At 63.8% G+C, this 10,571-nt stretch carries 19 protein-coding genes and 2 tRNA genes; 13 read left to right on the top strand and 8 right to left on the bottom strand.

Going from position 1 to position 10,571, the window contains the following annotated elements; translation table 11 throughout:
- The 3 genes from VQ042_RS08190 to VQ042_RS08180 all read right to left on the bottom strand — a co-directional run.
- The coding region (locus tag VQ042_RS08190) for a GTP-binding protein (RefSeq protein WP_134887344.1) at nucleotides 1-113 on the bottom strand (113 nt) is incomplete at its 3' end.
- A gap of 160 nt (nucleotides 114-273) precedes the next feature.
- Nucleotides 274-347, bottom strand: a tRNA-Gly gene (locus VQ042_RS08185).
- 27 nt (nucleotides 348-374) lie between these two features.
- Nucleotides 375-459 (bottom strand) — tRNA-Tyr (locus VQ042_RS08180).
- Between the two features lie 253 nt (nucleotides 460-712).
- Here VQ042_RS08180 and VQ042_RS08175 point away from each other — a divergent pair.
- Nucleotides 713-1,564: a TrmH family RNA methyltransferase gene (locus tag VQ042_RS08175; RefSeq protein WP_331817383.1), complete on the top strand. Its 852-nt coding sequence runs from the start codon at nucleotides 713-715 to the stop codon at nucleotides 1,562-1,564.
- A gap of 130 nt (nucleotides 1,565-1,694) precedes the next feature.
- Here the strand turns inward: VQ042_RS08175 and VQ042_RS08170 are convergent, their stop codons facing one another.
- Nucleotides 1,695-2,870: a tyrosine-type recombinase/integrase gene (locus VQ042_RS08170; RefSeq protein WP_331817381.1), complete on the bottom strand. Its 1,176-nt coding sequence runs from the start codon at nucleotides 2,868-2,870 to the stop codon at nucleotides 1,695-1,697.
- A 4-nt stretch (nucleotides 2,871-2,874) separates the two neighbouring features.
- A complete protein-coding gene (locus tag VQ042_RS08165; protein ID WP_331817379.1) occupies nucleotides 2,875-3,216 on the bottom strand; it encodes an Arc family DNA-binding protein in 342 nt (113 codons plus the stop codon).
- A gap of 94 nt (nucleotides 3,217-3,310) precedes the next feature.
- Here VQ042_RS08165 and VQ042_RS08160 point away from each other — a divergent pair, with 94 nt between their 5' ends.
- The 11 genes from VQ042_RS08160 (at nucleotide 3,311) to VQ042_RS08110 (ending at nucleotide 7,231) form a co-directional block, all read left to right on the top strand.
- Nucleotides 3,311-3,499, top strand: a complete 189-nt coding sequence (locus tag VQ042_RS08160) for a hypothetical protein (protein ID WP_331817377.1) — start codon at nucleotides 3,311-3,313, stop codon at nucleotides 3,497-3,499.
- Nucleotides 3,496-3,816, top strand: a complete 321-nt coding sequence (locus VQ042_RS08155; protein WP_331817375.1) for a hypothetical protein — start codon at nucleotides 3,496-3,498, stop codon at nucleotides 3,814-3,816. Before VQ042_RS08160 ends, VQ042_RS08155 begins: the two co-directional genes overlap by 4 nt.
- Nucleotides 3,817-4,021: 205 nt before the next feature.
- Nucleotides 4,022-4,348 (top strand): hypothetical protein, encoded by a 327-nt coding sequence (locus VQ042_RS08150; protein WP_331817373.1) that lies wholly within the window; start codon nucleotides 4,022-4,024, stop codon nucleotides 4,346-4,348.
- Nucleotides 4,345-4,899: a hypothetical protein gene (locus tag VQ042_RS08145; RefSeq protein WP_331817371.1), complete on the top strand. Its 555-nt coding sequence runs from the start codon at nucleotides 4,345-4,347 to the stop codon at nucleotides 4,897-4,899. Before VQ042_RS08150 ends, VQ042_RS08145 begins: the two co-directional genes overlap by 4 nt.
- 56 nt (nucleotides 4,900-4,955) lie before the next feature.
- Complete coding sequence (locus tag VQ042_RS08140) at nucleotides 4,956-5,153, top strand: helix-turn-helix transcriptional regulator (RefSeq protein WP_331817369.1); 198 nt, start codon at nucleotides 4,956-4,958, stop codon at nucleotides 5,151-5,153.
- A complete protein-coding gene (locus VQ042_RS08135) occupies nucleotides 5,150-5,395 on the top strand; it encodes a hypothetical protein (protein ID WP_331817367.1) in 246 nt (81 codons plus the stop codon). Before VQ042_RS08140 ends, VQ042_RS08135 begins: the two co-directional genes overlap by 4 nt.
- Nucleotides 5,392-5,931 (top strand): hypothetical protein, encoded by a 540-nt coding sequence (locus VQ042_RS08130; protein WP_331817365.1) that lies wholly within the window; start codon nucleotides 5,392-5,394, stop codon nucleotides 5,929-5,931. The genes VQ042_RS08135 and VQ042_RS08130 overlap by 4 nt, the downstream gene beginning before the upstream one ends.
- Nucleotides 5,928-6,161, top strand: a complete 234-nt coding sequence (locus VQ042_RS08125; RefSeq protein ID WP_331817363.1) for a hypothetical protein — start codon at nucleotides 5,928-5,930, stop codon at nucleotides 6,159-6,161. The genes VQ042_RS08130 and VQ042_RS08125 overlap by 4 nt, the downstream gene beginning before the upstream one ends.
- Nucleotides 6,158-6,361 carry a hypothetical protein gene (locus VQ042_RS08120; RefSeq protein WP_331817361.1) on the top strand — a complete coding sequence of 68 codons (204 nt, stop codon included), beginning with the start codon at nucleotides 6,158-6,160 and terminating at the stop codon, nucleotides 6,359-6,361. Before VQ042_RS08125 ends, VQ042_RS08120 begins: the two co-directional genes overlap by 4 nt.
- A 188-nt stretch (nucleotides 6,362-6,549) precedes the next feature.
- The gene (locus VQ042_RS08115; protein ID WP_331817359.1) at nucleotides 6,550-6,948 is read left to right on the top strand and encodes a hypothetical protein; all 399 of its coding nucleotides are present in this window, start codon (nucleotides 6,550-6,552) and stop codon (nucleotides 6,946-6,948) included.
- Nucleotides 6,938-7,231, top strand: a complete 294-nt coding sequence (locus VQ042_RS08110; protein WP_331817357.1) for a DUF6074 family protein — start codon at nucleotides 6,938-6,940, stop codon at nucleotides 7,229-7,231. Before VQ042_RS08115 ends, VQ042_RS08110 begins: the two co-directional genes overlap by 11 nt.
- Nucleotides 7,232-7,476: 245 nt before the next feature.
- On the opposite strand, the gene VQ042_RS08105 is transcribed toward VQ042_RS08110, so the two are convergent.
- The 3 genes from VQ042_RS08105 to VQ042_RS08095 all read right to left on the bottom strand — a co-directional run bounded on the left by VQ042_RS08105 (nucleotide 7,477) and on the right by VQ042_RS08095 (nucleotide 9,704).
- Complete coding sequence (locus VQ042_RS08105) at nucleotides 7,477-8,103, bottom strand: hypothetical protein (protein ID WP_331817355.1); 627 nt, start codon at nucleotides 8,101-8,103, stop codon at nucleotides 7,477-7,479.
- A gap of 169 nt (nucleotides 8,104-8,272) precedes the next feature.
- Nucleotides 8,273-8,959 (bottom strand): site-2 protease family protein, encoded by a 687-nt coding sequence (locus tag VQ042_RS08100; protein WP_331817353.1) that lies wholly within the window; start codon nucleotides 8,957-8,959, stop codon nucleotides 8,273-8,275.
- Between the two features lie 175 nt (nucleotides 8,960-9,134).
- Nucleotides 9,135-9,704, bottom strand: coding sequence for a hypothetical protein (locus tag VQ042_RS08095; protein ID WP_331817351.1), 570 nt, complete (start codon nucleotides 9,702-9,704; stop codon nucleotides 9,135-9,137).
- A 145-nt stretch (nucleotides 9,705-9,849) separates the two neighbouring features.
- On the opposite strand from VQ042_RS08095, the gene VQ042_RS08090 reads away from it, so the two are divergent.
- Entirely contained in the window at nucleotides 9,850-10,524 is a 675-nt protein-coding gene (locus VQ042_RS08090) for a recombinase family protein (RefSeq protein ID WP_331817350.1), read from the top strand.
- Nucleotides 10,525-10,571: the final 47 nt, after the last annotated feature.

The following is a 10,571-nucleotide window of genomic DNA, read 5'->3' as shown; positions in this document are numbered from 1 at the left end:
TCGCCGAAATACTTCGTGATCGCCGCCGTCAGCGACGTCTTGCCATGGTCGACGTGACCAATCGTGCCGATGTTCACATGCGGCTTGTTGCGCTCGAATTTGCTCTTGGCCATTGTCGGCTCCCAACTGAACGTATGCGTGAGTCCGGGCGCGACATAACGAGTGCAGCGGCCAATGACAAGCGCTGCGCAAATGCGCCTGCGCCAAACCCGCTGGTAGCGGCCCCGGACGGGGCGCGCAGCAGGCGCAGAGCATTCAGTATTCGGAGTGGACTGGAGCGGGTAGCGGGAATCGAACCCGCATATTCAGCTTGGAAGGCTGCTGCTCTACCATTGAGCTATACCCGCGCCTTCGCATCGCCGTTCGACCGGCAGTGGTGGAGGGAGTTGGATTTGAACCAACGTAGGCATAGCCAACGGATTTACAGTCCGTCCCCTTTAACCACTCGGGCATCCCTCCGGACTGCCGTCGAAGCGTGCAGGCGCTTGGCCTGGCTGCTGGAAGCGTCCGGCGCGGGACCGGGCGTTTCCGAGCGGCCTTATGATGGCCAGCGAGCGATCTGTCAACGCCGGATCGGGAGGCGAGCCGCATCGATCTCGACCGGGCCGCGCGAAACCGGCCCTGCGGCAGGGACGGCATGCTGCGACCCGGCATCCCGGCTGCCCGGGATCGCTGCTTTCCTCGGATCACCGGCTGGGATAGAGAAGCGCAGATGAGCGACGATACGCCTTCGGGCACCCCCAAGGACACCCATTACGCCACGCTTCGGCGGGCCCATCGCGACCGCAAGCGCGCCGACGGCGCAGCGCCGTCCGCCGCGCCCAAGCGGCGGCCGCAGCCGGGGCGCCCGGCCCCTGCAGGTCGCGTGCGGCTCTATGGCCTCCACACGGTGGCGGCGGCCCTGATCAATCCGCGCCGCAAGCTCCATCAGCTGCTGGTGACGCGAAACGCCCTCGCCCGCCTGGAGATGGCGGAAGACGCCATCCGCTGCCCGGTGGAGATGGTCGAGCCCAAGCGCCTCGACGCCGAACTCGGCGGCGAGGCGGTGCACCAGGGAGTCATGCTGGAGACCGAGCCGCTTCCCGCGATCCGGCTCGACGATCTGGGGGGAGCCCGGCTCGTCATCGTGCTCGACCAGGTGACCGATCCGCACAATGTCGGCGCGATCCTGCGTTCGGCGACCGCCTTCGGCGCCGATGCGCTGGTGACCACGACGCGGCACTCGCCCCAGGAAGGCGGCGTTCTGGCCAAGGCTGCCTCGGGCGCGCTGGAGCATGTCACCCAGATCGAGGTGGTCAATCTTGCCGATGCGCTGAGCGCGCTGTCCAGGCAAGGCTTCCGGACCATCGGCCTCGATTCGGACGGTCCCGAATCCTTCGAGGCGAGCCTGGCCGGCGATCGCATCGCCATCGTTCTGGGCGCCGAGGGCAAGGGCCTGCGGCAGAAGACGCAGGCCACGGTGGACGCGCTCGCACGGCTCGAAATGCCGGGAGCGATCCGCTCGCTCAATGTCTCCAACGCCGCTGCCATCGCGCTTTATGCGACGCGTCGCCATCTCGGCTGATGGGGAACACTCGGGTGACAGGGAGGTGGTGCCGGATGAGGGGATTGAACCCCCGACCTTCGGTTTACAAATTGGCTGGAGACCCCTGCTACGTAAGGGGTTTCAGCTCCCATGTCGCATCCATGTCGCGTCAGGCTGTCATCCAAGCCGAGGCCGAGGCCAGTTCCGAGCCGTCATCGTAGTTCGGGAAGAGGTGCGAATATCGGTCCATCGTGAGTGCGATCGTCGAGTGCCCCATGCGCTCCTGCACAAGCTTGGCCGGCAGGCCGAGCCCGCCCTCCTCTTTTCGATTGATGCACCACGAGGCGTAGAAGTGGCGGAGCGAATGCATCCCGCCGTACTTGGCCTTCGCCTGGCCGTCGTCACCAGGGACCGTCACACCGGCTGCAATCCACGTCGGTCGCAATCCGCGGCGCAGGATGTTCGTCAGCTCTTCGACCTTCCCTGCGCCGTTCGGGAACACGAGGTCGAGATCGCCTGCCGGGCACGCCAGCTTCCATTCCTTCAGGGCGTTGATGACCATAGGTGGCGCCGGGATCGTGCGCTCGCCGGATGCTGACTTCGGTGCGCCGATCTCGTTGAAGCGGTCGGCCCGCTGGTGAACGCGCACTTCGCGCTTCGCCATGTCGACATCGGTCCAGCGCAGACCTCGCAGCTCTGACGCCCGCAGCCCGCAGAAGATCGCCACGAGCAGGAACGGCCGCCACCGGCCATCAGCCGCGTCCACGAGCGCCTTGACCTCTTCCCGCGTCGGAATGTCCACGCCGACCTTCAGACGGCCCTTGTGGCGCTTCTCCTGGCGTTCGTCCCTGCCCCCACGCCTGCCCCGCAGATCGCGGACGATATTGCGACGAACTAGGCCGCGCTCCTGAGCGTCGGCGAGCATCGTGCCGAGGCTGACCACGACGCGCCTCGTCATCGCGGCCGAGCGCCCCTTCTGGCGCAGCTCGTCTTCGAAGCTCCGCAGCATGGGAATCGTCAGCGCCGAGATCATCGTCGTACCGAGGATGGGAATGATGTGCAGGCGAAGGTGCTGTTCGTAGCTGGCGATCGTCGATCTCTCCAAGCCGGCGGCCGTCGCACTGGCGATCCACAGCTTGCCGGCGGTCTCGACCGTGGCGCTTGCACTATCGGCAACGTGGGTTCCCTCTCGGACCTCGACATGCGCTGTGGCCGAGAACCCGTCAGCCTCCTTCTTCTTCGCGAAGGTCTTCAGCCGACGCTTGCCGGCGCCGTCGACGTAATCGACGACCCAGGCCGATCGCTCGACGCCCTTCGTCGTCCAGGTGCGCTTGCGGACGGACATAAGCCTACTCCCGGTTGGCCGGCGTCTTGGAAATTTCGTCCATAATAGCATCCATAGATATATGAGAGCCCTTCTCAGCCTTACTGACGTGAGAAATGAAAACCTGCAGACCTTCTCGAAGACTATCTTTCATGCCTGTTTGATAAGCTAGGTCTCGGTGAAGCTTTTCGACTTCGTGCTCTGCTGCGACCAAGCGAGCATTGCTCTCGAAGCTCTCTGCAAGTCGAGCTATAATTTCTGCGTTCATCGAGCGATTGTTCGCATCAGCCGCAGCTTTGAGCTGATCTCGCATATCATCCGGCAAGCGCAACATTTGCTGGAAAGACTGCCGCCCCGTTTTCGCCATCGCGCAATTTCCTATCACCGTGAGAAACACGGTTGACTAATTTTTATCACCGTGAGAACGGTATCACCGTGAGAATAACACGGAGTTAAGGAAAATGACCACCACCACCGAAACCCTCGATCTCGTTTGGGGGGTTGCAGCGATCGCAAAGATGATCGGCCGCAGCGAGGCGGCGACCTATCACATGTGCGCCAAGGGCGAATTGCCGGTGAAGCAGATCGGCACCCGGTACGTCGCCGAGCGCGGCAAGCTGCGGGCCTTCTTCATGGAGACCGCGGCATGAACGTCACCGACATCGAAGACGACATCGCTCGCGGCGACATCCGTGGCATCGAGGATGGCTTCCGGGCCCTCGTGGGATGGCCGAACGAAGCCGAGATCGGGGGCGGCACGCAGGCGCTACGGAAAGCCCTCCGGCTGTGCTGTCTCAATCTGGAAAACAATCAGAGCATCATGCCGGCCGAGACCGCCGAGGCGATCTCTGAAGCTGCCGGCGAGCCGATCGGAAACACCTATCACGACGGTGCGTCAGCGGTCCTCGATCGCATCACCTACTGGACCATGCGGCTGCAGGCCGCCACCCGGAAGGCGTCGGCGTGAGATGGCTCTATCGGCTCCAGGCCCGGTTCTGGGCGTGGCGCGCTCGGCGCGTCATCGGCAAGGCGAAAGCCCGGACAAGCTCAGTCGTCCGGCGCTCGCAGGATCGGAGGGCGATCCTTTGACGCCCTCTCAGAAAGCAAACGGCCCGGCAGAGGCTGCAACCTCCCCGGACCACGGTTCAACCCACCAGGAAATGGATCAGGACATGAACGTCCATACACATAGCACCACCGGCGGGAACGCGCCAGCCGATCGCGGAGCGCCTTCCCTCGGTCAGCTTACCGATGCCGTCGGAAGGCTGGAGGCTCCCCAGAACGAAGCGATGAACATGGCGCGCATCGCCGCGCTTCTCGCCGAGGACAGCATTACTGACTACCACGCTGTTCCTGGAGGGCGTGCCGTCACGATCGACGACAACCGGGCCGAAGCCCTGACGTGGGCGGTCTACCAGACCGAGACGCTGTTCAAAGCCGCGTTGGCCCAGTGGGAAGATGCTAATCATCTTACCTTCGCTATGCGGAGGGCGTCATGACCGGCACCACCACTCGCGGCGAGACGTTCGCTGACGCCATGGGCGAGATCGAGACGCCGATCTTCGAAGCCAAGGACCGGGCGAATGCCCTTCAGTGTCTCTGCGAACTGACGCTGGTCGAAAACGGCTATGTGCTCTCCGAGGAGCAGAAGGACTGCTTCGTCCACCTGATCGGAGAGGTGTGGGACGCTAGCAAGAAGGTCGCCACCGTTTGGTCCGAGGGCTGGAACGCCGCTGTTCTGCGGGACTATGCCGCGCGGGACCAGGACCCGATGCTGGCACTGGTCAATGAGTACCGGAAGGGCGTGGCCGCCCACAACGCCGCCGGTGATCTGCCAGACGATGAGAACGAAGCTCTGGCCGTCGCCACGTGGCACGCTTTCTATGAGCAGTTCTGTACGGCGCCGCCCGTACCCACGACCGATGCCGGCGCGATCGAGGCAGTCCGTCTCGTCCGGCAGGAATGTTCGGGCTGCGGCTACCAGCCCGCTCTGATCGAAAACGTCTTGGCGGCCGTGGCCACCTTCCTGGAAGAGAGGGCCGCAGCATGAACGTCCTCCTCCCGCTCGCCATCCCTCATCAACGAACGCGAAGCCGAGGTGCCTGCATGGCAAACCGCATGCTCCGCATCGACGCGGTCCTGGATCGGACGGGGCTGACCCGTCGGACGCTTTATGCCGAGATCAGCGCCGGCCGGTTCCCCCGCTCGATATCGATCACTTCACGCTGTGTCGGCTGGTCGGAGGATGCCGTCCAGGCATGGATCGAGGCGAAGATCGCTGCAGCCGAGGGGAGGAGCGCATGAGCAACGTCGTCGCTTTCAACCCGGCTCACGTCCTGATCTCGTCCGGTCGCTGCACCGGAGGAACTGACCGCCAGATGATCGGACGATGGATCCACATGGTCGATTTCGTCGATGAGGATGGCGGCATCATTCACGACTATGCCGGCACCGACAGAGCGAAGGCCGACGAGGCCGCCGTAGCCTGGGCCCGAGACGTGGGATGCCGGATCATCGACCGCTCCGAAGAGGAGCCGGCCCAATGACGGACACCATGACCCGTGCCGATCGGGAAACCCTCATCAAGATTGCTCGCCAGCGTGAGCGCGTAGCGAAGTCGGAGGTGAAGGAACGTGCCGCGCACCTCCTTTCGGAATTCGAGACGCAGATGGATCGTCTCTACTCCTTCGACGAAAACGAGGTGTGGCTGGAAGCCGTGGATGCGGCCAACGCCAAGGTGAAGGAAGCGCAGGAAGCCATTGCTGCAGAATGCGAGCGGCTCGGCATCCCCCGCGACTTCGCACCCTCACTGCAGTGCGGATGGTATGGCCGCCGCCGAAACGCCGCGAAGGATCAGCGCATCGAAATGCGTCGTGTGGCCACCCGTCAGATCGAGGCGGCAGAGAAGACGGCACGCGCCGCCATCGAGCGGCGATCAGTCGAGATCCAAGAGAAGATCATGGTCGGCGGTCTGACGACCGACAATGCCCGAACCTTCCTCGAATCCATGCCATCGGCAGACGCCCTGATGCCGGCGCTCACGGTCGACGACGTAAAAGCGCAGATCGGAGGATCGGCATGAGCGATCAAACTCGAAAGGAGATCCTCGACGAACTCGCGAAGATCGCTGCCGAAGCCATGGCTCGAGGCGAGGATGGCTGGAAAGCCTTGGTGCTGATGGGCGTGCCGGTCTCCGTCGCGACCGAAGCCTGGCTGATCGCCGACGAGGCGAAGACCGAATCGTGGTGGCAAAAGGTCGAGCGCACAATCGACGGCGAGATCATCCGCAAGGCGATCGGAGGTGATGCATGAGCACCATCCCCGTCGGCGGCAGCACCGGCCACTGCCATGAGAGCACGGCCGCGATCGACGAGGCGGCCGCCTGGCTTGCTTCCGAAGATCATCCCCCGTCACCTATCATTCCGGCGCTGCGGCGCAGGTTCGGTCTTTCCACTGTCGATGCATGCGCGGCGATCAGCGAAGCCGCCACCCGGCGCCGGAGGTGCCTTTGAAGGGCGTGGTGGCGAAACCTGCGGGGGCAGCGCCGGCGGCCTTCGTCCCCTCCGGATCTGGTCGAGCAAGCGAGGCGCCACGGCATGGCCGCCGTCGTCTCATTGCCCAGCGCCAGAGCGTGCCTCTCCGGTGGCCCACCGAGACGAAAGCGCGTCGTGAGCTTTTCGATGCATGGCACCAGATTGCGATGCAGGTGCTTCACGAGGAGCGGCAGAGCTTCCGCCTGATCGCCCTCATCGAGCGGTTCATCAACTGGCAATCAGGCGAGCTTTGGCCCACCAACGAGACGCTCGCGCGCCGGGCCGGAGGATGCGACGAGAGCACCATGAAACGAGAGGTCGGCGCCTATCAACGCTTGGGCCTCCTCCTCGTCGATCTCGGATGGCGCAAGCAGCGGGGCGGTCGGATCGTCACTAAGAGAACCATCCGTCTGGCTGTTCCGAGTGCCTTCTCCGGTGCCATTGAAGAGTGGGACGAAGGGGGACACCGTGGCCCCGCTGGTGAAACTGACCAGGGGGGACACCGTGGCCCCGCCACCCTTGAAGATACCCTTGAAGGAGCTCAGGAGGCCGACGATGCAGTTTGACCTGTTCACCGAACGCCGCGGACCCGCCGAGATCGTCCCGTTCCCGCTCGCGCGGCGGAAGGGCTTCGTCAGCGCAACCGCACGCGCCCTGGCCGATCGTGACGTCGACGCCGGCCGGACGTACTGGCGCAGCCACATCCGCCGTCTTCGTGCCGACCTGAAGGCAACCGGCCATTCCCCCAAGCAGATTGCCGCTGAGGTCGAATGGTACACGGCCGCCGTCTCTCACGAAGTGATCTTCCTCACGACCTATCGTCAGGGCTGGCCGAACGATGCAGCCTGACTCTTGAGCGGGATGGACGCGAAGCGGACAGCCATGGGGTCCAGGGCCAAATGCCCTGGTGGGGGTACGGGGGCAAAGCCCCTGTGGTCCAGAGGACAGGAGGACGCGGCGTAACCACGTTCAGTCGCGTCCCATCCACCCTTCCATTCTGACGAAGATCGCGAAACTCCGCGGCCTGACGGTGATATGAAAAAGGGCGCCGGCAACAAGCAGGCGCCCTTCGTCGATCTCAGTGGGTTGGGCGACTACTGCGTCTTGGCAGCTTTCGCCTCCTCGATGGCAGCCATACAGGCTTCCTCGTCGCCCGCGGCCAGCGCCAGTTCGGCCCGAGCCAGTGGGCTGTCGTCCTGCGACGCGTCAGCCGTCATGGACGAGCTTGCCGAAGTGTCGCCACTGCCAGCTGCAGCGCTCGCCGCCGTCTGCGCACCGTCCTGCTGCGCCTGGCCGTCCTGGCCAGACATCGCAGTGTCGCTGCCGGAGTCCATAGGCATGGCGGAGCCGTCCTTGCTGACCTCGCCGGCGGTCTGCGTGTCGCTGGTACCGGACTGGCCGGAACCGGTGGACGTTGTAGCCTGAGCGCCGGTTGCGCCACTGGTCTCCATGTCGGTCGACGCATCAGCCTTGCTTTCTAGCGGTGCCATGCTGCCGTCCTTGCTGACCTCTGCCGGGCCGGTGTCCAACCCGGCGCCGGTTTCGAAGTTTGTGGTCTTTCCGTCTGCTGTGCCAGATGCAGCCGTGTCCGCAGAACCAATCGACGCCGTCACGTCTGACCCGCCGAGCAAGGCGATTTCTTCGCGACAATCGGCGGATGCGGCACTGATGGGCAGGGTGACGAGCGCAGCGCTCGCCAAGAGAAGAGACATGCGTTTCATCGTCGGATTCCTCCCATTATCTTCAACTGCTGAAGAGAACGAGAGGTAGAGGCGAGCGTTCCTAGATGAATCATCCTTTCGAAGCCCGCAAGAGTGCCTCCGCTGCTGAAAGGCCATAGCTCCATAGGCCGAGAGACCGGATGCTCATTGGCGCGTTTGGTCGTGCAGTCTATCCGCCTCCGGCCAATGTCAGGAAGAACGGCGTCAGCCACGCCAGCGGGACGCCGACCAGCCACCGGAATAGGTTCAGATCCAGCCCTACCTGCCGCCCAAGCATTGGCAGGAGGAAGATGATCCCGATCAGGATGAGGAAACCGAAGCGATCCAGCCGGGCGTAGTGACGCGCCAGCCCAGCCGGAAGGAGACTTGCGAGGATGCGGCTACCGTCGAGTGGCGGCAGCGGGAGCATGTTGAAAATCGCCAGCACCAGATTGAGCAATATCGACTGGTAGAGCGTCTGAACGATCCACGGCGCCGCCGCTTCGGGAAACAGCGGTACGGCCCGCAACAGGAGCGCCGACACGATCGCCAGGCCGACGTTCATCAGCGGGCCCGCGAAGGCTACCAGCGCCATATCGCGACGTGGATTGCCGAGCCGCCCCACGGCCACCGGTACCGGCTTCGCCCAGCCGAACAGGAACGGTGCGCCGGTGAGGAGCAGTAACCCGGGAACGATGATCGTGCCGAAGGGATCGACGTGCCGGATGGGGTTGAACGTCACCCGGCCGAGCCTGAAGGCGGTATCGTCCCCAAGGCGCCACGCACTGTAGGCATGCGCAGCCTCGTGCAGCGTGATCGCCGTGAGAATTGGAACGATCCAGGTCGTCGCGGTGAAGATCAACTGGGTGGGGTCCAACTCGCATGCCTCGTTGTCGGTGTGATGGATCAAGCGTCGTGCGCGACCATGCCTGTGGCTGAGTAGGCATAGCAGGGCCGATCCCTACGCTCTCCGGTGCCTCAGATACCCATACGGGCTAGGAGAGGCGCGGAAGGAGCGGGCCAGTTCCAGTCATCCACCAGCCTCGTGCTGATCAGACCAACGCCGCTGCTTCATCAGGCGTCGCTATCCGCTTTGCTCCTAAGCCAATCAGAGGTGCAGCTTTACCGTGAAAATGCCAATCACTCGTAACGAAGACGTCGGCGCCGTTCCTGATGTGGGAGTGCAGACCCTGGACGTCGCAGCGGCGATTTCGCCATAGGCGGTAGCCGTCCCCATCGGTGCTTTCGACATGCTCCCCGGTGCGCGCCGCGACATCAGCCCAGTCGTATTCCGACCTGAACATGACTTCGTGGATCGCCCTCATCTGCGGCTCGTCTTCCGCGCTCGCGCAGTGGGACCAGTCATAGAACGTCACACCCCAGATCCCGACGGGCTTGTAGATATCCAACCCCTGGAGTCCGAGCTCCAAGAGATACGCGCGGAAGGCGCCGATGTTGTCGAGGTATCCCCCGCCCAGTTGCCGCTCTGAAGCCGAAATGCCGAGCACGGCGACTTGAATGCGCTTCTTGTCATGCGCCTCTGCCAGAGCACGGATAGCGGCCGCTGTAGGCTCATTCCGTTCGAGAGCGATCAGGCAGTTCTGGTCGAGGGTGAATTTCATCGTGAGATCATACGTCAGGCCGGGGATTTGAGAACGTCCGACCTCCTCATTTTTCTCGCCGCTCGGTGACGCTGCCGCCTTGCCAGTCTTCTCGTTTCACGCTTAAGTCTACGAAGGTTGACAGAGACGTTAAAGGCTTCCAGCAATGGCCAACGGCAAGTTCATCTCGTACCTCCGGGTCTCCACCGAGCGGCAGGGACGCTCTGGCCTTGGCCTCGAGGCGCAGCGCCAGGCGGTGGCGGACTTCCTCAACGGGGGCTCATGGAAGCTCTTGCAGGAGTTCGTAGAGACCGAGAGCGGCGGGAAGGACGATCGCCCCCAGCTTGCCGCTGCCATGGCCCTCTGTCGCCTCCACAACGCCACCTTGGTGATCGCCAAGCTGGACCGGCTGTCTCGTGACGCCGCCTTCCTCCTCAGCCTCCAGAAGGGCAGCGTGAAGTTCGTCGCGGCCGACATGCCGGAGGCCAACGAGATGGTGGTTGGCATCATGGCCGTGGTCGCCCAGGCCGAGCGCAAGATGATCTCGCAGCGGACGAAGGCAGCCCTACAGGCGGCGAAGGCACGCGGAACGAAGCTCGGTGGCTTCCGGGGCAGCACGCTCACTGCTGAGGCCCGCATTGCCGGCAGGAAAGCCGCCACGACGAAGGCAAAGGCCCGGGCGGCTGATCTGGTGCCAGTGATCGAGGATCTGCGCAAGGAAGGGATCACCAGCCTCAATGGGCTCGCAAAAGGGCTGACGGAGCGAGGCATCCCGACGGCGCGTGGCGGGGTTAAATGGAGCGCCATGCAGGTGTCCCGGGTGCTCCAGGCGACTTCGTGAGGGATTTCCACAGGCCTGAGTAAATAAATATCACATCCTCGTCTTGA

Origin of the sequence: Aurantimonas sp. A2-1-M11 (assembly GCF_036549475.1) — a bacterium.
Classification (GTDB): domain Bacteria; phylum Pseudomonadota; class Alphaproteobacteria; order Rhizobiales; family Rhizobiaceae; genus Aurantimonas.
Note: the sequence above shows the minus strand (reverse complement) of the source record. Positions and strands in the feature narration are given on the sequence as shown.

What these genes read in the sequence shown, in the direction of transcription:
- VQ042_RS08145 (WP_331817371.1), top strand. Translation starts at nt 4,345, where the DNA reads ATGACCGGCACCACCACTCGCGGCGAGACGTTCGCTGACGCCATGGGC.
- VQ042_RS08125 (WP_331817363.1), top strand. Translation starts at nt 5,928, where the DNA reads ATGAGCGATCAAACTCGAAAGGAGATCCTCGACGAACTCGCGAAGATC.
- VQ042_RS08150 (WP_331817373.1), top strand. Translation starts at nt 4,022, where the DNA reads ATGAACGTCCATACACATAGCACCACCGGCGGGAACGCGCCAGCCGAT.
- VQ042_RS08120 (WP_331817361.1), top strand. Translation starts at nt 6,158, where the DNA reads ATGAGCACCATCCCCGTCGGCGGCAGCACCGGCCACTGCCATGAGAGC.
- VQ042_RS08160 (WP_331817377.1), top strand. Translation starts at nt 3,311, where the DNA reads ATGACCACCACCACCGAAACCCTCGATCTCGTTTGGGGGGTTGCAGCG.
- VQ042_RS08155 (WP_331817375.1), top strand. Translation starts at nt 3,496, where the DNA reads ATGAACGTCACCGACATCGAAGACGACATCGCTCGCGGCGACATCCGT.
- VQ042_RS08095 (WP_331817351.1), bottom strand. Translation starts at nt 9,704, where the DNA reads ATGAAATTCACCCTCGACCAGAACTGCCTGATCGCTCTCGAACGGAAT.
- VQ042_RS08170 (WP_331817381.1), bottom strand. Translation starts at nt 2,870, where the DNA reads ATGTCCGTCCGCAAGCGCACCTGGACGACGAAGGGCGTCGAGCGATCG.
- VQ042_RS08115 (WP_331817359.1), top strand. Translation starts at nt 6,550, where the DNA reads ATGCAGGTGCTTCACGAGGAGCGGCAGAGCTTCCGCCTGATCGCCCTC.
- VQ042_RS08090 (WP_331817350.1), top strand. Translation starts at nt 9,850, where the DNA reads ATGGCCAACGGCAAGTTCATCTCGTACCTCCGGGTCTCCACCGAGCGG.
- VQ042_RS08130 (WP_331817365.1), top strand. Translation starts at nt 5,392, where the DNA reads ATGACGGACACCATGACCCGTGCCGATCGGGAAACCCTCATCAAGATT.
- VQ042_RS08165 (WP_331817379.1), bottom strand. Translation starts at nt 3,216, where the DNA reads ATGGCGAAAACGGGGCGGCAGTCTTTCCAGCAAATGTTGCGCTTGCCG.
- VQ042_RS08175 (WP_331817383.1), top strand. Translation starts at nt 713, where the DNA reads ATGAGCGACGATACGCCTTCGGGCACCCCCAAGGACACCCATTACGCC.
- VQ042_RS08105 (WP_331817355.1), bottom strand. Translation starts at nt 8,103, where the DNA reads ATGAAACGCATGTCTCTTCTCTTGGCGAGCGCTGCGCTCGTCACCCTG.
- VQ042_RS08140 (WP_331817369.1), top strand. Translation starts at nt 4,956, where the DNA reads ATGGCAAACCGCATGCTCCGCATCGACGCGGTCCTGGATCGGACGGGG.
- VQ042_RS08135 (WP_331817367.1), top strand. Translation starts at nt 5,150, where the DNA reads ATGAGCAACGTCGTCGCTTTCAACCCGGCTCACGTCCTGATCTCGTCC.
- VQ042_RS08110 (WP_331817357.1), top strand. Translation starts at nt 6,938, where the DNA reads ATGCAGTTTGACCTGTTCACCGAACGCCGCGGACCCGCCGAGATCGTC.